Genomic DNA, 21198 nt, shown 5'->3' with positions numbered 1-21198 from the left:
CAAGTGCGCTTACCTCATTCGAAGGTGTACTTGGCACCGACGGTGAAGTAACGGCCGATCGCGCCGCTGAAGTGCAGCGGGTTGTAGTTCACGCCACCGTAGGTGGTCGGATCCAGCGGAGCGATGCGGTCGAACAGGTTCTGCACCGATGCGTTCAACTCGAAGGCCTCGGTGATGTTCCAGCGACCGGACAGGTCGAAGGTGGTGAACGAAGAGATCTTGGTGACGTCGGTGCCGTCGGCATAGGCGAACTGATACGAGCCGTCCGGACCGCGGAAGTCGGTGTTCTCCATCTTGGAGATGTAGTTGGCCACGCCGCTGACGCTCCACGGGCCCTGCTTCCAGGTGGTGCCGAAGTTGATGCGATCCTTCGGGGTGCCGATGCAGTTGGTGACGTCGCAGTTGCCGTGCGTGCCGGCATAGTCGACGGTCACGTCGGCATCGGTACGCTCGAACTTGAGCACATGGCTCCACTGCAGGTCCATCTCCAGCTGGCCCGGACCGATGTCGAAGGTTTGGCGGATGTCGGTATCGATACCGCGGACGCGGGTCGATGCAGCGTTGATGTACTGCGTATTGACCGCCAGGATGCTGCCGGTGCCGGGAACACCATTGAGCAGGTTGTTGTCACGCAGCACGTTGCCTGCGGCAATCGCTTCGGCAGTACTGCCCTGGGCGATTTCGTTGGTGCGCTTGATCTGCCACGCGTCGACCGTCATCGAGGTGCTTGAGGTCGGCTGCAGCACCAGGCCGACTGAATAACTCTTGGATTCCTCCGGCTTCAGGTCCTGGTTCGGGCGGGTGATGATGGCGACCGGCAGTGCGCCGCAATCGTCATCGGTCGCGCCCGGGGCCGGGTTGCCGCCGGGGCAGCGCACGGGATCGGCAGCGTTGGAGAACGCGGCCAGGCCACCGTCGCCGTTCTCGGCCGGATTCGGCGCGCGGAAGCCTTCGGCATAGCTGCCGCGGACCGCGATCCAGTCGGCCGGGGTCCACTTGATGCCGACCTTCGGCGTCGCCTTGCCCTCGCCGCTTTCATACTTGTCATAGCGCACCGCGCCGGACAGTTCCAACTGCTCCAGTACCGGGGCGGACAGTTCGACGTAACCGGCGTAAACGTTCTGCGTGCCGTCATAGGCCGAGTAACCCAGGCCGATGATGTCGCCCTGGTCGGTATAGGTCTGCGGGGTCAGGCTGTTGCTGGTCTTGCGCCATTCGGTACCCAGCGCCAGGCCAAGCGGGCCACCTTTGAGGTCCATCAGGCTGCGCGACACGGTGAAGTCGAACATGTCCAGGCTGGACTTGGCGCGTGCGCTGATGTCAGGCGAAATGTAGTCATACAGCGCCTGCGAATTGAGCCCGGCGTTGTCGCCGATGCGCCACACCCCGCCTGGGCAGGCCGGGTTCCCAAGCGCGCACTGCACGGCGCTGTAGCGCAGGAAGCCGGTGCGCTTGTTGACCAGATCCGTCCCCGAATGCAGGTAGGCGGTGTCGTAGCTCCACTCACCCCAGTTGCCCTTCACGCCCACCAGGAAGCGGTTGAACTCGTTGGTGTTCTCCGTCACGCGCGGGCCGACATCCCAGGCCGAGTAGCGCAGGCGCGAGGCCTGGCCGGGGATGGGATTGTCCGGATGGGTAGGGCCGAGCACGGTGGCGCCATCGCCGCTGTTGGCGTTGACCGGGCCGCCGGGATAGCCCCAGCCGCCGGACACGCCGGAGGGCGTGTTGCTGAAGGTGGTTTCCTTCTTGGAGTATCCGATTTCGGTGTAGATCTCACCGCCCTCGCCGAAGGCGAAGCTGGCCCGACCGAACACGTTGACGTACTTCTCTTCCGGGGTCAGGTCACGGTACAGCTGGTTCGGATCCCACAGGCAGCCCTGCTGCTGTGCGGTGACGTCGTTCTGGCCAGGAATGGTGGTAAGGCCCGCACAGCCTGGGAGCGCAACGAGGAAGGCCGGATTGTCAGCGGTCACGGCGCGATCGTCGAAGACCGAACCGGTCGGACCCACACCGCCACGGGTACCGCCGGACAGCGCGGCGCCACCCAGGAACTGGGCGTTGTTGCCGTAGCCCCACGGGCGGATATCGCCGGTGCCGATCCACTTGCGGTTCTTGCGGTCGCTGATCTTGATCGCGTCGGTCTTGCCCACGTCCAGACTGAAGAACGCATTCCAGCCATCGGTGGCCAGGTCGCCGGTACCGGCGGTCAGGGTGGCCTTCTTGGCATCGCCGTCGCTGTCACCGGACAGGCCGTAGGAGGCGCGCAGGATGGCGCCGTTGAAGTCGCTGCGCAGGATGATGTTGACCACGCCGGCGATGGCATCGGAACCGTAGATCGCAGAAGCGCCGTCCTTGAGGACTTCGATGCGCTCGACCGCATCCAGCGGAATCGTGCTCAGATCGGTGAAGACTTTCTGGCCGTCATCGGCCAGGCCGTAGGTCGCCATGCGGCGGCCGTTCAACAGCACCAGCGTGGAGCCGGCGCCCAGGCCGCGCAGCGAGATGCCCGCGCCACCGCCGGCAAAGCCGTTGCCGAAGGTCTTGGGAATGGAGCCGGACCCATCCGCGGTCAGGGTCTGCAGGTACTCGGCGACCGTGGTCTTGCCGGTGCGGTCAATCTCCTGGCGGGTGACCACCTGGACGGGGGAGGGAGTCTCGGTATTGGTGCGGGGGATGTTCGAGCCGGTCACCGTGATCCGGTCAAGGTTGGTCGCCTGCTCCTGCGCGAACGCGGAGGACGACGCCATGGCGCCCACCAGCAGCAGCGCGCCGCTGGTCAGGATCGTGGAAATGGAATGGGCCAGGGTATTGCGGCGGCTGTCGTCGCGGCGTTGGATCGGGTGTTTCACAGCTTCTCTCCTGACTGGGAAAACCTACATGTGTGAGGGTCGTCATCGAAATCACTGGCGACGGCGCCAATCTAGGTTTCCGGCAGGTGACGCAAGTGTGAAAAATTGCTTAATTCGCGAAAGATCGTGTGAGGGCCTTGTGTGAATGGGGAGAGCCCCGACGGGGCGCTCCCCAGCCCATCAGTGCGGCAACGAAAACTCCACCGGCACCAGGCCATCGGCTTGGACCACCTGCCCATTGACGGTCGCGGGCACGAAGCGCCAATGACGCATTACCTGCTGACGCGCTGCCTGGTCCAGAGCACGAGAGCCGCTGCTCTTTTCGATGCTGACCGCGACGGGGTTGCCATCGGTGCCCACCCGGATGCGCAGCAGGACCGTCCCCTCCTGGCCAAGGCGGATCGCCGCGACGGGATAGGGCGGGGGTGGCGCGCTGCGGTACTGCAGTTGGGCTCCGGCGGCGGGCGAGGGCGCGGCGGGGGCCGGTTCCAGCGCCGGTGCGGCGGTCTCGCTGGCGGGCATCGGTGCCACCGCGGGCGCCTCGTCGAGGGTGGCGGTGGGTGTCGGCAGCGGTGCCGGCGCGCGTTGCGTGGTCACGGGCACGGTCGGGGGGAGCCGCTGCGGGTCCGCTGGAGGGTGACGGATGATCTCCGGCTGCGGCGGCGGAGGCAGCACCCAGCTCACCCGCATGCGCTCGCGCGGGGCCGTGATCAGCGGCTGTGCGGCAGGAATCAACAACAGCATCATGGCCAGCGCATGGACCGCGATGGCGGTGCTCCACCCGAGCACGCGGGACGCTTCGATGGGCAGCGGGACAACCGGGGACGGGGTACGGACCATGCTCCACTCTCCTTGCCAGATGTGCGGGAACATCAACGTGCCTGCGCGGCGCGTGGGGTCAGGCGGGGCCGCGCACTGACAGCAATACCCGAGCCCGGCACGGGCCGGAAGTCAGGGGCAGGGTGGCGAGTTGGCTGGCAGTCAGGATCCAGCCGCAGACAGCATGACGGCGCCCGCAGGCGCCGTCATGCCAGGCAGGAGCGGGCCGCTGGTCCGCTCTCTTCTGACGTGTTACCGGCCCAAGTCGAACACCACGTCCAGGTTGACCGACACGGTCGATTCGCCCGGCGAGACCGGGGTGGACACGTCGGCTGCCATCGGCGCCGCCGCCGCACGCATCATCACCGGGCGGAAGTTGCCGCCGCCGCTCTCGGAGATGCTCACGATCCGGCGCACGCGCAGGCCCAGCGACTTGGCGTAGGTCTCCGCACGGGCCTGGGCTTTCTTCAGCGCGGCCAGGCGGGCCTCGTCATAGACCGGTTCGGGCTGGTCGATCTCGAACTGCGGGCCGTTGATCTGGTTGGCGCCCTGGGCGGCCAGTGCGTCGAGTACTTTGCCGAGCTTGGCGATGTCGCGCACTTTCAGGCTGACCGTGTTGCTGGCCTGGTACCCGGTGATCTTCGGTGCCTCGTTGTCGGCATAGCGATACTGCGGGCTCAGGTTGACGCCGCTGGTCTGCACATCACGCTCGGCGATGCCGGCGGCCTTGATCGCGGCGAGCACCTTGGTCATCTGCTCGGCGTTCTGGCGCATGGCGGTGTTGCCGTCCACGGCCTGGGTCACCACGCCGGCCGAGAGCGTGGCCACGTCCGGCACGCGCCTGGCCTCGGCATTGGCCGAGATGTTGAGCAGGGTGCCGTCGGCCGGCACGGCGATGGTGGGCTGGGACTGGGCGTGGGCGGTCATCGAAGCTCCCAGGGCAAGGGACAGGGCGAGCAGCAACGGGGACAGGGACGGGCGGCGCATGTACATCTCCTTGTGAAGACGTTGAGGTTGGTGTCGGGGCGATGAACGCGTCGTGAGGTTTGAGGGGGTTGATCACGATTCAAGCGTGTTGCTCGCGATTCAGACAGTAGGCTCAGGTTATGCTTCCTCGATGCTTTATCTTGCCTCTCGATCCCCCCGACGAAACGAACTGCTTGCGCGCCTGGAACGACCGTTCCAGGCGCTTGAGCTTCACGTGCCCGAAGTCCGCGCGCCCGACGAGTCCGCCGCCGATTACGTGCAGCGGGTCGCCGCCGACAAGGCGCGCGCCGGGTTGGCGCTTGTCGCGCATGACCCCGAGGCGGTGGTGCTGGGCTCGGACACCGAGGTCGTGCTCGACGGGCGCGTGTTCGGTAAACCGGTGGATGCTGCTGACGCCTGCGCGATGCTGCGCGCGTTGGCCGGGCGCACCCACCAGGTGATGACCGCCGTGGCACTGGTCGCTGCCGGCCGGGAACAGGGCGTGCTGGTGGTCTCGGAGGTGACGTTCGCGGCGATCGATGAAGATCGGATCGCGGCCTACGTGGCCAGCGGCGAGCCGATGGACAAAGCCGGTGCCTATGCGATCCAGGGGGGCGCTGAACGATATATCCGCCATCTGGCGGGAAGCTATTCGGGTGTGATGGGTTTGCCCCTGCAACAGACCGAGCAGTTGCTGCAGACGTTCGAACTGAAGGGAGTCGCCCATGTCTGAAGAAATCCTGGTCAATGTCACCCCGCGGGAAACCCGCGTCGCCGTCATCGAAAACGGCATGCTGCAGGAACTGCACATTGAACGTGGCTGGCGCCGCGGCGTGGTCGGCAACATCTACAAGGGCAAGGTGCAGCGGGTGATGCCGGGCATGCAGGCGGCCTTCGTCGAGGTCGGGCTGGAGCGCGCCGCGTTCCTGCACGCCAACGATGTGATCCGCCCGGCCCCGGTGGCCAGCCCGGATACCGAAGGCACCACGTTGCCGCCGCCGTCCTCGGTGCCGATCGTCGAGCTGCTGCGCGACGGCCAGGACATCGTGGTGCAGGTGGTCAAGGACCCGATCGGGACCAAGGGCGCCCGCCTGACCACCCAGATCAGCATTCCCTCGCGTTACATGGTGCTGCTGCCGCAGTCCAAGGTGGTGGGCGTGTCGGCCCGGATCGAGGACGAGGCCGAGCGCGCCCGCCTGAAGACCCTGGTGACCGAACTGTCGGCCCAGCACGGGGGCTACGGCTACATCGTGCGCACCAATGCCGAAGGCCAGCCGGCCGAGGCGATCGCCGAAGACGTGGCCTACCTGTCGCGGGTCTGGAACGTGGTGGAGCGCCGTGGCCGCGATGCGGCCCCGCTCAGCGTGATCTATGAAGACCTGAGCCTGCCGCTGCGCTCGGTGCGCGATCTGATCCGCAAGGACGTGGACAAGGTCAAGGTCGATTCCAAGGAGACCTTCAACCAGTTGCAGGCGTTCGTGGCCAAGTACATGCCGGTGCTGGCCGAGAAGCTGGAGCTGTACAGCGGTGATCGCCCGATCTTCGACATGTTCGGGGTCGAGGACGAGATCGGCCGCGCGCTGGACAAGCAGGTCCCGCTGAAGTCGGGCGGCTATCTGGTGATCGACCAGACCGAGGCGATGACCACGATCGATGTGAACACCGGTTCGTTCCTGGGCCAGCGCAACCTCGAAGAGACCGTGTTCCGCACCAATCTGGAGGCCGCGCAGGCGGTGGCGCGCCAGCTGCGGCTGCGCAACCTGGGCGGCATCATCATCATCGACTTCATCGACATGGACGATGCCGAGCACCGCCGCCAGGTACTGCGCACGTTGGAGAAGGCGCTGGCCCGCGACCACGCCAAGACCACCGTCTACGATTTCTCGCCGCTGGGCCTGGTCGAGATGACCCGCAAGCGCACCGTGGAAAGCCTGGAGCGCCAGCTCTCCGAGCCGTGCCCGGAGTGCAGTGGCCGTGGCTCGATCAAGACCGCCGAAACCGTCACCTACGAGATCTTCCGCGAGATCACCCGCGCGGTGCGTCAGTTCGATGCGGCGCGCCTGCTGGTGATCGCCTCCTCCAAGGTGGTCGCGCGCATCACCGACGAGGAATCCACGGCGGTGGCCGAACTGGAGGAGTTCCTCGGCAAGAGCATCCGCTTCCAGGCGGATGAGCAGTACCTGCAGGAGCAGTTCGATGTCGTGCTGCTCTGATCGCGGCCGGTCCGGCAGTCCCACGTTCCGATGAGCACACCGCTGCGCCTGCGCCTGCGCCGGATCCGCCGCCATGCTGTGTATGCGGTGGCGATCCTGCTCGTGGGCGTGGCCCTGCTGGTCGGCACTGCCAGCCAGCTGCTGCCGCTGGCTGAGCGTCATCCGGACAGGGTGGCGGCCTGGTTGAGCGCGCGCGCGGGCCAGCCGGTGCGCTTCGATGCGCTGGAGACCGCCTGGACCCGGCGCGGCCCGCTGCTGCAGCTCAAAGGGCTGCGCATCGGTGAAGGGCAGGGCCTGCGCATCGGCGAGGCTGAAGTGCTGGTGTCCATGTATGCCGGTCTGTTGCCGGGCCACTCGCTGACCGAACTGAGGCTGCGTGGCGTGGCGCTGGTACTGCAGCGTGCGGACGATGGCCGCTGGTCTGTCCAGGGCCTGCCGCAGTCCAGTGCGGGCGACCCGCTGGAAACACTGCGCCGCTTGGGCGAGCTGCAGGTGATCGGTGGGAGCTTGAGCGTCGATGCACCGTCCTTGGGCGTGAAGGCCGATCTGCCGCGGATCGACCTGCGCCTGCGCGTCAATGGCCAGCGCCTGCGGGTTGGGGCGCGTGCGTGGGCCGACCCGTCCGCACAGCCGCTGACGGCGGTGCTGGAATTCGAGCGCAAGCGCGGCGATGGTCAGGCCTGGTTCTCGGCCGACCCGGCCGACTTCCGCGCGTGGTCCTCGCTGCTGCAGTTCGGCGGCATCGGCCTGCAGCAGGGTACCGGTGAGTTCAATGCGTGGGTGGACCTGCGCGATCACCGGGTGGTGATGGTCACCACCGATGCGGACCTTCAGAACGTACAGGTGCGCGGCGTGAAGCTGGCGGACGGCACCCACCCGCAGCTCGCGTTGGACACGCTGGAACTGCGCGCACGCTGGCGCTGGGTGCAGGGTGGCTGGCGCGCCGATGCGCCGCGGTTGCGGATCGGCATGGAAGGCAGCACCCAGCAACTGGATGGGCTGCTGCTGGCCGGCGGGCAGCACTTCGCGCTGGCCGGCGACAACATCGATGCCACCGCGCTGTTGCGGGGGCTGGCGCTGACCGACCGGATCGATCCCGGCCTGCGCGAGTGGCTGCACGAGGCCGCACCGCAGGTGCGCATGACCCGCGTACGGGTGGCAGGCGAGCAGGGCGGCCCGCTCTCGGTCGACGGGGATCTGGAAGACATCCGCTTCGCGGCGGTCGGGCATTCGCCCGGGCTCAGCGGTGTGGGCGGGCGCTTCAACGGCGATGCCGATGGCTTCACCCTGGATCTGCAGCCGCAGCAGGTGATGCATTTCGATTGGCCCAGCGGCTTTGGCGAGCGCCACGACGTGCGCCTGGCCGGCCGGTTGGTGGGCTGGCGCGACGAGGCCGGCGGCTGGCGGATCGGCACCCCGGCGCTGCGCGTGCAGGGCACCGATTACGCCGCCGATGTGCGCGGCGGCATCTGGTTCCAGAACAACGGCACGCGCCCCTGGCTGGAACTGGCGGCCAGGATCGACGATGTGCCGATGACGGCGGCCAAGCGTTTCTGGATCCATTCCAAGATGAGCAAGACCGCCACCGATTGGCTGGATGCCGCCCTGGTCTCCGGCCAGGTGCGTGGCGGCGTGGGCCTGGTGACCGGCGATCTGGAAGACTGGCCGTTCGACAAGAACAACGGCCGCTTCGAGGCGACCGGCCACATCGACGCCGGCAGCATCCGCTTCCAGCACGACTGGCCGGCGATGAACAAGGTCGATGCCGATATCGCCTTCATCGGCCCGGGCTTCGAACTGCATGGCAAGGGCGACCTGGCCGGGGTGGCGGTGGACCACTTCGATGCCGGCATTCCCGATTTCGGCGAGACCGATCTGTACGTCAAGGCCACCAGCCGCAGCGATGCCGGTGCACTGCTGGCCATGCTCAAGCAGAGTCCGTTGCAGGCCACCTATGGCGAGACGCTGGACAATCTCACTGCGAAGGGGCCGGCCGCGGTCACCTTCGACCTGCTGCAGCCACTGCATCACGACGACGGCGGCGGTCACCTGCAGGGCACGGTCGATCTCAATGGCGCGACCCTCACCGAGAAGCGTTTCGACCTGGTCTTCGAGAACATGCGCGGCACGGCCCGCTATGGCCATGGCGGCTTCGATGCAGAGCACCTGGCCGTGCGCCACCAGGGCCAGGACGGGCTGCTCAGCCTGCGCGCCGGTGAGTTCGTGCGTGACCCGCAGCAGGCCTTCGAGTCCGAACTGACCGCCTCGCTGGCGGCCAGCGCGCTGCTGGACCGCGCGCCGGAATTGAACTGGCTCAAACCTTACATCCAGGGCACCTCACGCTGGACCATCGGGGTGACCCTGCCCAAGGTCGCGGCCGGCAGCAAGGTCGAGCCGCCGACGGTGCTCAAGCTGCATTCGGATCTGGTCGGCACCACGCTGGAACTGCCCGCGCCGCTGGACAAGCCTGCCGCCACGCCGTTGGCGACGGACGTCACCGCACAGCTGCCGATGGGCAGCGGCCGTGTGGATGTCGCCTTCGGCCAGCGCCTGGCCTTGGCCGCGCGCACGCATGACAACCAGACCGGCGTGCAGGTCACCCTCGGCAGCGACCGCGTGGATCGTGATCCGCCGGCCAGTGGGCTGGTGGTGAACGGGCGCAGCGGCTCGCTGGATGCGCTGGAGTGGATCGCCTTGGCCCGCTCGCCGGATGGCGGCGACGGCAAGGACCCGATGCCGCTGCGGCAGGTGGACGTGCAGGTCGGCCAGCTGCTGCTTGCCGGTGGCGTGTTCCCACAGACCCGGCTGCAACTGCGGCCGACCAGCAGCAGCGTGGACGTGCGCCTGGACGGTCCCTCGCTGGCGGGCGGCCTGAGCGTGCCCAATGCCGAGGGCGGCACCATCGTCGGCAAGCTCAGCCGGGTGCACTGGCAATCGCTGCCGACGCCGGTCAAGGCGCCCAGCGATGGCGCTCCGATCCTGCTGCCACCGGACGTGGCCCTGCCGGCGCGGGTCCAGGCCAGTGCCAATGACACCAATCCGGCCAAAATCCCGCCGCTGTCGCTGGATATCGATGACCTCCAGTTCGGCAAGGCCAAGCTCGGCCAGGCGGTATTGCGCACGCGGCCGATGGCCAACGGCCTGAGCGTGGACCAGCTGCAGTTCCGCGCACCCAAGCAGGAGATCGACGTCAATGGCCGCTGGATGGGCATGGGCGAGGCCGCACGCAGCCAGTTCAACGTGCAGGTCAAGAGCGAGGACCTGGGGGGACTGATGCAGAACCTGGATTACGGCGGCCAGCTGCGTGGCGGCCAGGGCCAGCTGAGCATGAGCGCCGGCTGGCAGGGCGGCCCGTCCGACTTCCAGCTCGGCGCGCTGCAGGGCCAGCTCGACGTGCAGGCCCGCAACGGCCAGTTGCTGGAACTCGAACCCGGTGCCGGGCGCGTGCTCGGCCTGCTCAGCGTGACCCAGCTGCCGCGCCGGTTGATGTTCGATTTCCGCGATTTCTTCTCCAAGGGCTTCGCCTTCAACCAGGTCGAAGGCCGCGTGGCGTTCGCCGATGGCATGGCCACGACCGACAAGGTGCTGATCGAAGGCCCGGCGGCGAACATCACCATCCGCGGCCAGACCGACCTGCGCCAGCAACGCTTCGATCAGACCATCGACGTCAACCCGCGCGCCGGCAACCTGCTGACCGTGGTCGGCGCGGTCGCCGGCGGGCCGGTGGGGGCGGCGGTCGGTGCAGCGGCCAACGCGGTGCTGTCCAAGCCGCTGGGCGAGATCGGCGCCAAGACGTACCGCGTGACCGGCCCCTGGGCCGAACCCAAGGTCGATGTGATCGACCGCGACGCAGCGCCCAAGCCGGCCCCGGCCGTACCGCCGGCGCGCTGACCCCTTTCCCGCGCCCGGGTTGCGATTGCGCCCGGCGCCCACAGATCAAAGAGCATGAACAACAACGCACTTTCGCTGGCCACCGACCGTCTGCTGCTGCCCGCCGGGCTGGATGCGAACGGTCTGGAACGCACGTTCGGCACCCTGTTGGGCCCGGGCATCGATTTCGGGGATCTCTATTTCCAGCACGCGCGCCGCGAGAGCTGGAGCGTGGAGGACGGCATCGTCAAGGACGGGGCGCATTCGATCGAGCAGGGCGTGGGCGTACGCGCCATCGCCGGCGAGAAGACCGGCTTCGCCTACTCCGATGACATTCACAGCGACGCGCTGCTGGCCGCGGCCAACTCGGCCCGCGCCATCTCCCGCGAGGGCGGGGCACAGTCGGCCCGCTCGCTGGTGCGTGGCAGTGGCCGCGCGCTGTACCCGGCGCTGGACCCCATCGACGGCATGGGCAACGAGGCCAAGGTGGAGATGCTCAAGCGGCTGGACCGCTATCTGCGCGCCGCCGACCCGCGCGTGCAGCAGGTGATGGTCAGCCTTTCCGGCGGCGTGGATACGGTCCTGATCGCGCGCAGCGATGGCGTGCTCGCCGCGGATATCCGCCCGCTGGTGCGCTTGAACGTACAGGTCATCGTCGAGCAGCATGGGCGTCGCGAGTCGGGCTACTCCGGTGGCGGCGGCCGTTACAGCTATGAAGACCTGTTCGCCGATGGGCGCCCGGAAGGTTTTGCCCGCGAGGCGCTGCGCCAGGCGCTGGTGAACCTGGAGGCGGTTCCGGCCCCGGCCGGGGTAATGACCGTGGTGCTGGGCCCGGGCTGGCCCGGCGTGCTGCTGCACGAAGCGGTCGGCCACGGCCTGGAAGGCGACTTCAACCGCAAGGGCACCAGCGTCTACGCCGGCCGGATCGGCGAGCGCGTGGCCGCGCCGGGCGTGACCATCGTTGACGACGGCACCCTGGACGGGCGCCGCGGCTCGCTGAACATCGATGACGAGGGCCACCCGACCCAATGCACCACGCTGATCGAGGACGGCATCCTGGTCGGCTACATGCAGGATTCGCTCAATGCGCGCCTGATGGGCGTGGCCCCGACCGGCAACGGCCGCCGTGAATCATTCGCGCACATGACCATGCCGCGCATGACCAACACCTACATGCGCGCCGGCCAGCACGATCCGGAAGAAATGATCCGCTCGGTCAAGCGTGGCCTGTACGCCGTCAACTTCGGTGGTGGCCAGGTCGACATCACCAGTGGCAAGTACGTGTTCTCGGCCACCGAGGCCTACCTGATCGAAGACGGAAAAATCACCGCGCCGGTGAAGGGCGCCACCCTGATCGGCAACGGGCCGGAAACCATGCAGAAAGTGCGCATGATCGGCAACGATCTGGCCCTGGACGAGGGCGTGGGCATCTGCGGCAAGGATGGCCAGAGTGTGCCGGTCGGCGTGGGCCAGCCGTCCCTGCTGATCGATGGCATCACCGTGGGCGGCACCCAGGCCTGAGCCGGGATGCATTCGCCTGCGCTGCCTGATCACGCGGCCGCCAGCGGGGTGCTGGCGCCGCCGCGTGAGCGCCGGGACTCAGTCCTCGGCGTTCTCGTCGCTGTCGGTGTCGACCGCGTCGTCCAGCGCGTCTTCGGAGCCAGCGTTCACGCCTTCCAGGCCGAGCGCGGCCGGCAGCAGCAGCGCACGCAGCAGCTGGAAGATCTCGCGGTAGGCGCGCGGCGGCTTGTTCTTGGCCTTTTCGGCCTGGGCGTTGCGGACCAGCGTACGCAGCTGCTGGCGGTCGGCATGCGGGTATTCGTCCAGCAACGCGCCCAGCGCCTTGTCGCCGTCCTTGAGCAGGCGTTCGCGCCAGTCTTCCACGCGGTGCATGGTCGCCACTTCACGGCGCGAGGTCTCGCTGTTGGCATCCAGCGCATCGCGGATCGCATCCAGCACGGCGTCGTCTTCGCGGCGCATGTGCTTGGCCAGGAACGCCAGCTGGCGCTTGTGGGCGATATGCGCGGTGATGCGCTTGGCCTCGGCGATGTGCGGCAGCAGATCTTCGGGCACCGGCAGGCGCGCCAGCTGGGCCGGGGTCAGCGAGACCAGCTTTTCGCCCAGGGCCAGCACGTCCAGCGCAGCCCGGCGGTTCTGGCTGCGGCTGATATCAAGGAATTCACCGGTTTCTTCGTCGCGTCCGCGCATCGTCTTATTTCCACATCCGTAAACTGTGCCGGCGTCGCGCCGGGCACTCACCTGTACAGGATAAAGCATTGAACGTGATCTCCCCTGAAGTCTCCCCGGCCGACGACAGCCTGCAGCGCCTGGAGCAGCTGGCCGACATCTCCCAGCGCCTGCTGGAGCGGGCCAAGGCCCTGGGCGCCACCCAGGCCGAGGTCAGCTGCAGCGATGAGCGCGGCCTGGATGTGAACGTGCGCCTGGGCGAGGTCGAAACGGTCGAGTCCACCCGTGACCGCGGCATCGCCGTGACCGTCTACGTCGGCCAGCGCAAGGGCAGCGCCAGCACCGCCGACCTGCGTGAGAGCAGCCTGGAGTCGACCGTGGCCCAGGCCTGCGCGATCGCCCGCCACACCGAGGACGACGAGGCCGCCGGCCTGGCCGAGGCGGCGCTGATGGCCCGTGAATTCCCGGACCTGGACGGCTGGCACCCCTGGGAACTCAGCGCCGATGCGGCGCTGGATCTGGCCCTGGCCTGCGAAGCGGCCGGCCGTGAGGCCGATACCCGCATCAGCAATTCCGATGGTGCCTCGGCGGCGACCGCGCAGAGCCTGTCGGTGTACGCCAACTCGCATGGTTTCATCGGCCGCGAGCGCAGCAGCCACCATTCGATCGGCTGCGCGCTGATCGCCGGGCAGGGCGATGGCATGCAGCGCGACGGTTGGTACAGCAGCGCGCTGGCCCGCGAAGACCTGGACGATGCGGCGTCGATCGGCCGCCGAGCCGCCGCGCGTACCGTGGCCCGGCTGGAGCCGCGCTCGATGACCACGGCGCAGATGCCGGTGCTCTATTCGCCGGAGGTGGCCCGCTCGCTGATCGGCCATCTGCTCGGTGCCGTCTCCGGTGGCGCGCTGTACCGCCGTGCCAGCTTCCTGCTCGACAGCGTCGGCACGCGCCTGTTCCCGGACTGGTTCGGCATCGAAGAGCTGCCGCTGCTGCGCCGTGGGCTGCGCTCGGCCGCCTTCGATGGCGATGGCGTGGCCACCCGCAATTCAGCGCTGATCCGCGATGGCGTGCTGGAGCGCTACATCCTGGGCAGCTATTCGGCACGCAAGCTCGGCCTGCCGACCACCGCCAACGCCGGTGGCGTACATAACCTCAAGGTCACCGCCAACGCGGGTGATCTGGTCTCCATTGCCCGGCAGATGGGCAATGGCCTGCTGGTCACCGAACTGATGGGACAGGGCGTCAACAGCATCACCGGCGACTACTCGCGTGGTGCCGGCGGCTTCCGCGTGGAGAACGGCGAGATCAGCTACCCGGTGGACGGCATCACCATCGCCGGCAACCTCAAGAACATGTTCGCCAGCATCGAAGCGGTGGGCACCGACATCGACCCGCGCTCGCACGTGCACACCGGGTCGATCCTTGTAGGACGAATGACCGTTGCTGGTAACGATTGACGTATTCTATGGAGGCTGCCCTGGCAGGCGGGGAGCCTGCCGCGTGCACTACCCATTACCTCGAACAAGGAGTTTCACGTGAGCGATTTCGATAACGTCACCACCCCGCCGCCGCCGCCGGCCGGCGCTGCACCGGCCGACCAGCGTACGCTGTCGCTGGTAGCCCACCTGCTGGGTATTTTCACCGGCTTCATCGGTGCGCTGATCATCTGGCTGGTGAACAAGGATGACCCGCAGAAGGGCTTCGTGACCGACCAGGCCAAGGAAGCGCTGAACTTCCAGATCACCGTCTTGATCGCCTACGTCATCTCCACCATCCTGCTGGTCGTGTTGATCGGCGGCCTGCTGCTGACCCTGGTATGGATCGCCAACCTGGTGCTGTGCATCCTGGCGGCGGTCAAGGCCAACAACGGTGAAGCCTACCGTTATCCGTTCACGCTGCGCCTGATCAAGTAATCGATCCGCAGCGCTGGAACGAAAAACGCCCGGGAATCCCGGGCGTTTTTTTGTGTCCTGGCGTTGTAGGGCCACGCCATGCGTGGCGGCCTGCGCGATCGCTCAGTGATCCCGCTCAACCGCCAGCTTGGCCAGCGCACGCAGTGCATCGGCCGACTCACCATAGCCGGCCAGACCGTCGAACATCTGCTCGCTCAACGTGCGCAGATGCGCCTTGGCACCGTCCATGCCCAGCAGCGCCGGGAAGGTCGATTTGGCCTGCGCTTCGTCCTTGCCGGCGGTCTTGCCGAGCTGTTCGGAACTGGCTTCGACATCGAGGATGTCATCGCGTACCTGGAAGGCCAGGCCCAGCGCGGAGGCCACCGTATCCAGCGTCGCCAGATCAGCCGCGGGCGCCTGCCCACACAGCGCGCCCATGCGCACCGCGGCCCGGATCAGCGCACCGGTCTTGAGCGCATGCATGCGTTCCAGAGCCTGCAACGGCTGCTGATGGCCAGTAGCGTCGATATCCAAGGCCTGGCCGCCGCACATGCCGGCCGCGCCGGAGGCGTGCGCCAGGGTCTGCAGGCACTCCACGCGCAGCTGCGCTGGCAACGCCGCGTCGGCGATCAGGCTGAACGCGCGTGTCTGCAGGGCATCGCCGGCGAGGATCGCGGTGGCTTCATCGAAGGCGATATGCGTGGTCGGGCGGCCGCGCCGCAGGGCGTCATCGTCCATCGCCGGCAGATCGTCGTGCACCAGCGAATACGCATGGATCAGCTCCACCGCCATCGCAGGCGCATCCAGTGCGTTTTCGTCGGCGCTGAAGACCCGGCCGCCGGCATAGACCAGCAACGGCCGCATGCGCTTGCCACCCCCGAGCACCGCATAACGCATCGCCTGATGCAGCCCTCGGGGGGCATCGGACGGGGAAGGCAGGCTGGCGTCGAGCTGGCTTTCGATACGGTCGCGCCACCGCGCGAACGTGGCCTCAACCGTCATGGCTGGGCGGGTCGAACGGCACGGCGGTGTCGGGTTGGGCCGGATCGCTGAGCAGGCGCACGCGCAGTTCGGCCTGTTCCAGCGCCTGCTGGCACTGGCGGTACAGCCCGACGCCACGTTCGTAGGCGCTGAGCGATTGTTCCAGGCTCATTTCGCCGGTTTCCATCTTCTCCACCAGTTGCTCCAGTTCTTCCAGCGACTGCTCGAAGTGGGCGACCGGGGAGGTTTCATTGGGGGACTTCTTTGCCATGCGCCAAGTGTGGGCTGCTGGCCCGGCGGGGTCAATTCACGCCGCGCCCGGGGTCCACTGCAACTGCGCATGATGGGCCTGCAACCACGGCTGCAGGGCCGCACCGATCACGCGGTCGCCCGCGGCCAGCAGCGTGTCTTCATCAAACAGCAGCGGCAGCTGACGGCGCTGCCACGGCGGCAGGCCCTGCTGTTGCAGCAGATCCTTGAGCGCATGGGAATGTGTGCGCCCGGGCAGCTGGATGCGCTCGCCGCCGCGGCGCGCGCGGATCTGCACGGGGCTGTCGAACCCGGCGTCCGTGCCGAGCAGCCGCAGCGCGCCCCCATCGGGCAGGGCCAGCGGCGCGCGGCCATCCCAGTGCACGCTCCAGTCGGCCGGCAGTGCGAGGCTGGCCGACAGCAAGTGCAACTGCCCGCGCCAACGGCGGATGCGCGCACCCTGCCAGGCAAACTGCGCATCGGCATGGTGCGCGGCCGGGAGCAGCTCGCGTTCGACCGCCTCGACCCCGGCGGCAGGCAGCGGTGGCAGGCCACTGCCACGTACCCAATGCCGCAGCAGGCGTGCACGTCGTTCCACCGGCTGGCGCATCAGCCGCGCGCAGTCGATCACACCGGGGCCGACGCTGCAGCGTTCCAGTGCGTCGCGGTCGGCATTGTCGAGCAGATGCTGGGACTGCGCGCACAACGCCGCGCTGCGCGCGAAGGCGGCATCGGCCTGCGCCCAGCGCTGACGAAGCTGCGGCAGTACCTGCAGGCGCAGGAAATTGCGGTCGGCATCGTCACTGGCGTTGCTGGGGTCTTCGATCCAGTCCAGGCCCTCGGCCTGGGCATGCGCACGCAGGGTGCTGCGCGGAACCTCCAGCAACGGCCGCCACACGGTGCCGGCGCCAAATGCGCTGGTGACCTGCATGGACGCCAATCCATCCACCCCGGAGCCACGCAGCGCCCGCAGCAGGAAGGTTTCGGCCTGGTCGTCGCGATGGTGGGCAAGCGCCAACTGTTCGCCGGGCAGCAGCTGCGAGGCGAACGCCTCACGGCGTGCATGCCGCGCGGCAGCTTCCGGCCCTTGCCCCTGGTTGCGTTGCACCTGGACACGGAGCAGCCGCAGCGGGATATTCCAGCGCGCGCACACCTGCGTGCAGTGCACGGTCCAGGCATCGGCCTGCTCCTGCAGGCCATGATGGATATGTACGGCGCGCAGGCCCGCGGTGCGCTGCGCCGGCGAGGTGGCCAGCCAGTGCAGCAGGACGGTGGAATCCAGCCCACCGCTGAAGCCCACCAGCACGGGATGGGCGACGGACGGGGGATGGGGAAGCGGGGCTGTCATGGGGGCGCGATCTCAGGCAGACCGGCAGTATCGGCGCTGCGCAGCGACGTTGCCACGCAGGGCCGTCATGGCGTGCCGGCATCCATCGCAGGACGCCCCTGCCGATCGATGCGATACCAGGTGCCACCGACCATCGCGATGTGGCCATGATCGTCCGGCGTGCCGGGTCGGCAGCCTTGGCAGACGCGGGCCACCCCGTCATCGAACGCCCAGCCGAAATCGAAGGTGGCCGGGAACGCCTGGCGCAGCTGGGTATCGAAGTAGCCGATGCGCGCGCCGACGCGGCCGCGCACCAACCCGTCCACGACGTAGTCCGGGCCGTTGTCGAAGGTGATCACCGGCAACTGCCGGCCATCGGCACGGACATAGTGGAATCCGCCGCCGGCGTGGACCGCGGCCAGCCCGTCCTGATCGTAGGACAACGACGCCAACGCGTTGGTCTCAAGCGCAAGACGGCCGTTGAGCCACTGGCACCCGGCCAAAGGCTGCAGGCCGTCTTCCTCGGTGAAGGCGGTGCACCCGGTGCCGGCGCCCCAGGCCATGCCGGAGGCGAGCAGGCTGGCTGCCAGCAGCAGGGGCCGCGCGAGGCGGCCCCTGTTCGTTGCGCTGTGACGAAGCCCACGCATTACTTGCTATCGCCGGCCTGGCGCTCGAACGCGGTCGGCTTGGGCAGCTCGACCGGCACGCCCTTGGCGTCGCAGGTGCCGGCCTCGCACAGGCGCAGGCGCAGGCGCGGCGTGGCCTGCACGATCATGTGGTAGATCGCGTTCTGCTCCATCGTGCCGCGCACCGCCTTGCTGCCCGGGCCACGTGCCCAGATGCCGACGTCTTCACCGCCATGCGATTCGCTCTTGGCGGGCACCAGCGCTTCCTGCATGTAATCGGGATGCTCGGTATCCACCGCGGTCAGGTCCGGCCGGCCGGTGCTCGGATCGAAGCTGCTCGGGTTGTGCGGGTAGCGCTTCGGGCCGACCGGCTGCTGGTTGGTGGCACCGGTGTAGCCCGGGCCGTTGGCGTAGGTCAGCGTGGTGTAGGGCAGGCCCAGGCCATCGCGGGCCAGGTCCAGCTTGCCGGCGCCGTCTTCGCCACCCTTGTCCTTGACCTTGCCCAGGATCGGGTTGCCCCGTGCCGGGTAGCCGACGAAGTTCAGCGTATGCGAATGGTCGGCGGTGACGATGATCAGGGTGTCCTGATCCGAGGTCGCCTCGACGGCGGCGCGCACCGCATCGGACAGTGCCACGGTATCGGTCAGTGCCCGGTAGGCATTGCCGCTGTGGTTGGCGTGATCGATGCGCGCGCCTTCCACCATCAGCACATAGCCTTCCTGGTGGCGCGACAGGTTGGCGATCGCCGCCTGGGTCAGTTCGGCAAGGCTCGGCTCACCGGCCGGATCCTCCTTGCGCTCGGCTTCGTAGCGCATGTGGTCCGGCTCGAACAGGCCCAGGATCGCCGGTGCGTTCGCGGCAGCCTGCAGCTGCTTGGCGTTCCACACATAGGCACCCTGCGGGTGCGCGTGCTGCCACTCGGTCACCAGGCTGCGCCCGTCCAGGCGCTGGCCGACCTTGTCGTCGTATTCCGGATCGCGTTCTTCAACGGTGGTGAATTCACCACGGCCACCGCCGAGGGCGACCAGCGGGCCGCGCCCGAAGCGCGAGGTCGACAACAGCTGCTGGGCGATATCGCGGCAGCCGGCGGCCTTGGCCTCGTCCGGCACGTCGGTGTCGTTTTCCCAGTTGCGCTCCGGCGAGTGCGCGTAGGTCGCCGCCGGGGTGGCATGGGTCAGGCGCGCGGTGGAGACCACGCCGGTCGCCATGCCGGCGCTGTCAGCCAGTTGCAGCCAGGTCAGCAGCCCCTTGTTCAGGCTGTCGGCGCAGTCATTGCGGGTGCCCGCGCTGACCCCGATTGCGCCCATGTGGGTCTTCACGCCGGTGGTGATTGCCGTCATCGTGCCGGCCGAATCCGGCGTCTGCGAATCGGTGTTGTAGGTCTTGCTGAACGCCGTGGCCGGGAAGCGCTCCCAGGACAGCAGGTTCTCCTCGCCTGGATGCCCGTTGCGCTGCCCCTCGAAGATGCGCGCCGCGGCCACCGTGGTCAGGCTCATGCCGTCACCCAGGAACAGGATGACGTTTTTGGCCTTGCCGTCCATCGCACCGGTGCTGGCCGCGCGCGCCGCACCGCTGCGGTACCACCACTGCGGGGTCTCCCCGGCGGGGTGGGCAATGGCCGGCACATCGACCTGGACCGCGCCGGCAGTAGCGCTGGAGGAGGGAGCGGTAGTGGCGCAGGCGCCGAGCAGCAGGGTGGTGACGGCGGCCACCAGAGGCGTGAAACGGGACATGGATGAATGCATCTCACATGTGAAACGGGCGTTCATTATGCAGAACGCCGCAAGGCACGCCGATGACACGCTGATTTTCCGTGTACGCCTCGTTCCACGGCCCCGCTTGGGCTAAGGTGCCTAGCTGTCAAATTACCTCTGGAACGCGCATGAAGCTGGTCTCTGCCTGGTTGCGGATCCCCTTCTGGCAACGGGTCCTCGGCGGCTTCGTCCTCGGCGCACTGGCCGGCTGGCTGCTCGGGCCGGCGGCCGAAACCTGGTTCGGCCCGCTGGGCGATCTCTACGTCACCCTGATCAAGATGATCGCGGTGCCGCTGGTGTTCTTCGCCGTGATCAACGCCATCTCCTCGTTGCACGGTCAGAAGTCCGTGGCGGCGCTGGGCGGGCGCACTTTCCTGTGGTTCATCATCACCGCCGCCCTGGCGGTGTGCGTGGGCCTTGGCGTCGGCACCGTCATGCAGCCCGGCAGCGGCGCGCTCAGCCTGAGCATGGACCACGGCTACACCCCGCGCGAAGTACCCAGCGTGATCAAGGTGCTGATGGATGTCGTGCCCTCCAACGTGTTCTACGCGCTGACCGGCATCGGCACCCGCATCAACAGCGCCGGTGAAACCGTCCTGGCCGCCGGGCGCGGCTCGATCCTGCCGGTGATCTTCTTCGCCGGCCTGCTCGGTTTTGCCATGGTCAAGCTCGGCGACAAGGTCAGCGAGGCACGCAAGCTGACCGGGCAGATGAGCGAGATCATGATCCAGGTGACCCGCTTCGTGCTGGAGATCACCCCGCTGGGCACCTTCGGCCTGATCGCCGGCCTGGTCGGCAGCTACGGCTTCGAAAAACTGCTGCCGCTCGGCAACTTCGTGCTCGCCCTGTACATCGCCTGCGCCCTGCACATCGTGGTGGTCTACGGCAGCCTGCTGCTCATGCACGGCCTGAACCCGCTCAAGTTCTTCCGCGGCGCCGCCCCCGGCATGCAGGTCGCCTTCGTCAGCTCCTCCAGCTTCGCCGCCATGCCCGCCGCGATGCGCTCGATCACCCACAACCTCGGCGTCAACAAGGACTACGCTTCCTTCGCCGTCCCCCTCGGCGCCAGCATCAAGATGGACGGCTGCGGCGCGATCTATCCGGCCCTGTGCGCCGTCTTCATCGCCCAGTACACCGGCGTGCCGCTCACCCCCGAGCAGTACATCGTCGTCCTGATCGCCTCGGTCCTGGGCAGCTTCGGCACCGCGGGCGTCCCCGGCACCGCCGTGGTCATGGCCACCGTCGTCCTCAGCGCCGCCAACCTTCCGCTGGAAACCATCGGCTACCTTTACGCCATCGACCGCATCCTGGACATGATGCGCACCATGACCAACGTCACCGGCCAGATGCTGGTCCCGGTGATCGTCGCCAAGGAAACCGGTCTGCTCGACCGTGAGATCTACGACAACCCATCCACCAACCTCGGCGTGGATGAAGGCGAAGAACGAACGTCCTGATGCAGGCA

The 21198-nt window shown here is 67.8% G+C and carries 16 protein-coding genes; 7 read left to right on the top strand and 9 right to left on the bottom strand.

Annotated elements, in window-relative coordinates; all coding sequences use genetic code 11:
• Positions 1-14: 14 nt before the first annotated feature.
• The 3 genes from AC1DIQ_RS02650 to AC1DIQ_RS02640 all read right to left on the bottom strand — a co-directional run bounded on the left by AC1DIQ_RS02650 (position 15) and on the right by AC1DIQ_RS02640 (position 4655).
• Positions 15-2849 (bottom strand): TonB-dependent receptor, encoded by a 2835-nt coding sequence (locus tag AC1DIQ_RS02650; RefSeq protein ID WP_121038585.1) that lies wholly within the window; start codon positions 2847-2849, stop codon positions 15-17.
• 180 nt (positions 2850-3029) lie between these two features.
• Positions 3030-3689: an energy transducer TonB gene (locus tag AC1DIQ_RS02645; protein ID WP_478049402.1), complete on the bottom strand. Its 660-nt coding sequence runs from the start codon at positions 3687-3689 to the stop codon at positions 3030-3032.
• Positions 3690-3920: 231 nt separating this feature from the next.
• A complete protein-coding gene (locus AC1DIQ_RS02640) occupies positions 3921-4655 on the bottom strand; it encodes an SIMPL domain-containing protein (RefSeq protein WP_088434541.1) in 735 nt (244 codons plus the stop codon).
• A 130-nt stretch (positions 4656-4785) separates the two neighbouring features.
• Here AC1DIQ_RS02640 and AC1DIQ_RS02635 point away from each other — a divergent pair, with 130 nt between their 5' ends.
• From AC1DIQ_RS02635 to tldD, 4 genes are read left to right on the top strand one after another with little or no spacing between them, the layout of a single operon-like run.
• Positions 4786-5367, top strand: coding sequence for a Maf-like protein (locus tag AC1DIQ_RS02635; protein WP_461770333.1), 582 nt, complete (start codon positions 4786-4788; stop codon positions 5365-5367).
• On the top strand, positions 5360-6847 hold the full coding sequence (rng, locus tag AC1DIQ_RS02630) for a ribonuclease G (protein WP_259259588.1): 1488 nt from the start codon (positions 5360-5362) through the stop codon (positions 6845-6847). Before AC1DIQ_RS02635 ends, rng begins: the two co-directional genes overlap by 8 nt.
• A gap of 30 nt (positions 6848-6877) precedes the next feature.
• On the top strand, positions 6878-10738 hold the full coding sequence (locus tag AC1DIQ_RS02625; RefSeq protein ID WP_478049401.1) for a YhdP family protein: 3861 nt from the start codon (positions 6878-6880) through the stop codon (positions 10736-10738).
• Between the two features lie 54 nt (positions 10739-10792).
• Positions 10793-12238, top strand: a complete 1446-nt coding sequence (gene tldD / locus AC1DIQ_RS02620; RefSeq protein ID WP_121038570.1) for a metalloprotease TldD — start codon at positions 10793-10795, stop codon at positions 12236-12238.
• 78 nt (positions 12239-12316) lie between these two features.
• On the opposite strand, the gene yjgA is transcribed toward tldD, so the two are convergent.
• Entirely contained in the window at positions 12317-12925 is a 609-nt protein-coding gene (gene yjgA / locus AC1DIQ_RS02615; RefSeq protein WP_121038567.1) for a ribosome biogenesis factor YjgA, read from the bottom strand.
• Between the two features lie 68 nt (positions 12926-12993).
• Between yjgA and pmbA the strand changes: the two genes are divergently transcribed.
• Both pmbA and AC1DIQ_RS02605 read left to right on the top strand, forming a co-directional pair.
• On the top strand, positions 12994-14361 hold the full coding sequence (gene pmbA, locus AC1DIQ_RS02610) for a metalloprotease PmbA (protein WP_478049400.1): 1368 nt from the start codon (positions 12994-12996) through the stop codon (positions 14359-14361).
• 78 nt (positions 14362-14439) lie between these two features.
• Complete coding sequence (locus AC1DIQ_RS02605) at positions 14440-14817, top strand: DUF4870 domain-containing protein (protein WP_121038561.1); 378 nt, start codon at positions 14440-14442, stop codon at positions 14815-14817.
• Positions 14818-14919: 102 nt separating this feature from the next.
• Here AC1DIQ_RS02605 and AC1DIQ_RS02600 read toward each other — a convergent pair whose 3' ends face one another.
• The 5 genes from AC1DIQ_RS02600 to AC1DIQ_RS02580 all read right to left on the bottom strand — a co-directional run bounded on the left by AC1DIQ_RS02600 (position 14920) and on the right by AC1DIQ_RS02580 (position 19712).
• Positions 14920-15798, bottom strand: a complete 879-nt coding sequence (locus AC1DIQ_RS02600) for a polyprenyl synthetase family protein (protein ID WP_461770146.1) — start codon at positions 15796-15798, stop codon at positions 14920-14922.
• Positions 15788-16048: an exodeoxyribonuclease VII small subunit gene (locus AC1DIQ_RS02595; RefSeq protein ID WP_019182618.1), complete on the bottom strand. Its 261-nt coding sequence runs from the start codon at positions 16046-16048 to the stop codon at positions 15788-15790. The genes AC1DIQ_RS02600 and AC1DIQ_RS02595 overlap by 11 nt, the downstream gene beginning before the upstream one ends.
• Positions 16049-16084: 36 nt before the next feature.
• A complete protein-coding gene (gene tilS, locus AC1DIQ_RS02590) occupies positions 16085-17374 on the bottom strand; it encodes a tRNA lysidine(34) synthetase TilS (protein ID WP_461770145.1) in 1290 nt (429 codons plus the stop codon).
• Between the two features lie 65 nt (positions 17375-17439).
• Complete coding sequence (locus tag AC1DIQ_RS02585; RefSeq protein WP_282264163.1) at positions 17440-18000, bottom strand: WG repeat-containing protein; 561 nt, start codon at positions 17998-18000, stop codon at positions 17440-17442.
• Entirely contained in the window at positions 18000-19712 is a 1713-nt protein-coding gene (locus AC1DIQ_RS02580; protein WP_282264165.1) for an alkaline phosphatase, read from the bottom strand. The genes AC1DIQ_RS02585 and AC1DIQ_RS02580 overlap by 1 nt, the downstream gene beginning before the upstream one ends.
• 149 nt (positions 19713-19861) lie before the next feature.
• Between AC1DIQ_RS02580 and AC1DIQ_RS02575 the strand changes: the two genes are divergently transcribed.
• On the top strand, positions 19862-21190 hold the full coding sequence (locus AC1DIQ_RS02575) for a dicarboxylate/amino acid:cation symporter (RefSeq protein ID WP_152154182.1): 1329 nt from the start codon (positions 19862-19864) through the stop codon (positions 21188-21190).
• Positions 21191-21198: the final 8 nt, after the last annotated feature.

The sequence above is a fragment of the Stenotrophomonas sp. 05L413 genome (genome assembly GCF_056397945.1).
The sequence above is the reverse complement of the archived record's forward strand: the minus strand, read 5'-3'. Positions and strand labels throughout refer to the sequence as shown.

What these genes read in the sequence shown, in the direction of transcription:
- AC1DIQ_RS02575 (WP_152154182.1), top strand. Translation starts at nt 19,862, where the DNA reads ATGAAGCTGGTCTCTGCCTGGTTGCGGATCCCCTTCTGGCAACGGGTC.
- tldD (WP_121038570.1), top strand. Translation starts at nt 10,793, where the DNA reads ATGAACAACAACGCACTTTCGCTGGCCACCGACCGTCTGCTGCTGCCC.
- AC1DIQ_RS02600 (WP_461770146.1), bottom strand. Translation starts at nt 15,798, where the DNA reads ATGACGGTTGAGGCCACGTTCGCGCGGTGGCGCGACCGTATCGAAAGC.
- AC1DIQ_RS02595 (WP_019182618.1), bottom strand. Translation starts at nt 16,048, where the DNA reads ATGGCAAAGAAGTCCCCCAATGAAACCTCCCCGGTCGCCCACTTCGAG.
- AC1DIQ_RS02585 (WP_282264163.1), bottom strand. Translation starts at nt 18,000, where the DNA reads ATGCGTGGGCTTCGTCACAGCGCAACGAACAGGGGCCGCCTCGCGCGG.
- AC1DIQ_RS02635 (WP_461770333.1), top strand. Translation starts at nt 4,786, where the DNA reads ATGCTTTATCTTGCCTCTCGATCCCCCCGACGAAACGAACTGCTTGCG.
- tilS (WP_461770145.1), bottom strand. Translation starts at nt 17,374, where the DNA reads ATGACAGCCCCGCTTCCCCATCCCCCGTCCGTCGCCCATCCCGTGCTG.
- AC1DIQ_RS02640 (WP_088434541.1), bottom strand. Translation starts at nt 4,655, where the DNA reads ATGCGCCGCCCGTCCCTGTCCCCGTTGCTGCTCGCCCTGTCCCTTGCC.
- AC1DIQ_RS02580 (WP_282264165.1), bottom strand. Translation starts at nt 19,712, where the DNA reads ATGTCCCGTTTCACGCCTCTGGTGGCCGCCGTCACCACCCTGCTGCTC.
- yjgA (WP_121038567.1), bottom strand. Translation starts at nt 12,925, where the DNA reads ATGCGCGGACGCGACGAAGAAACCGGTGAATTCCTTGATATCAGCCGC.
- AC1DIQ_RS02645 (WP_478049402.1), bottom strand. Translation starts at nt 3,689, where the DNA reads ATGGTCCGTACCCCGTCCCCGGTTGTCCCGCTGCCCATCGAAGCGTCC.
- AC1DIQ_RS02625 (WP_478049401.1), top strand. Translation starts at nt 6,878, where the DNA reads ATGAGCACACCGCTGCGCCTGCGCCTGCGCCGGATCCGCCGCCATGCT.
- rng (WP_259259588.1), top strand. Translation starts at nt 5,360, where the DNA reads ATGTCTGAAGAAATCCTGGTCAATGTCACCCCGCGGGAAACCCGCGTC.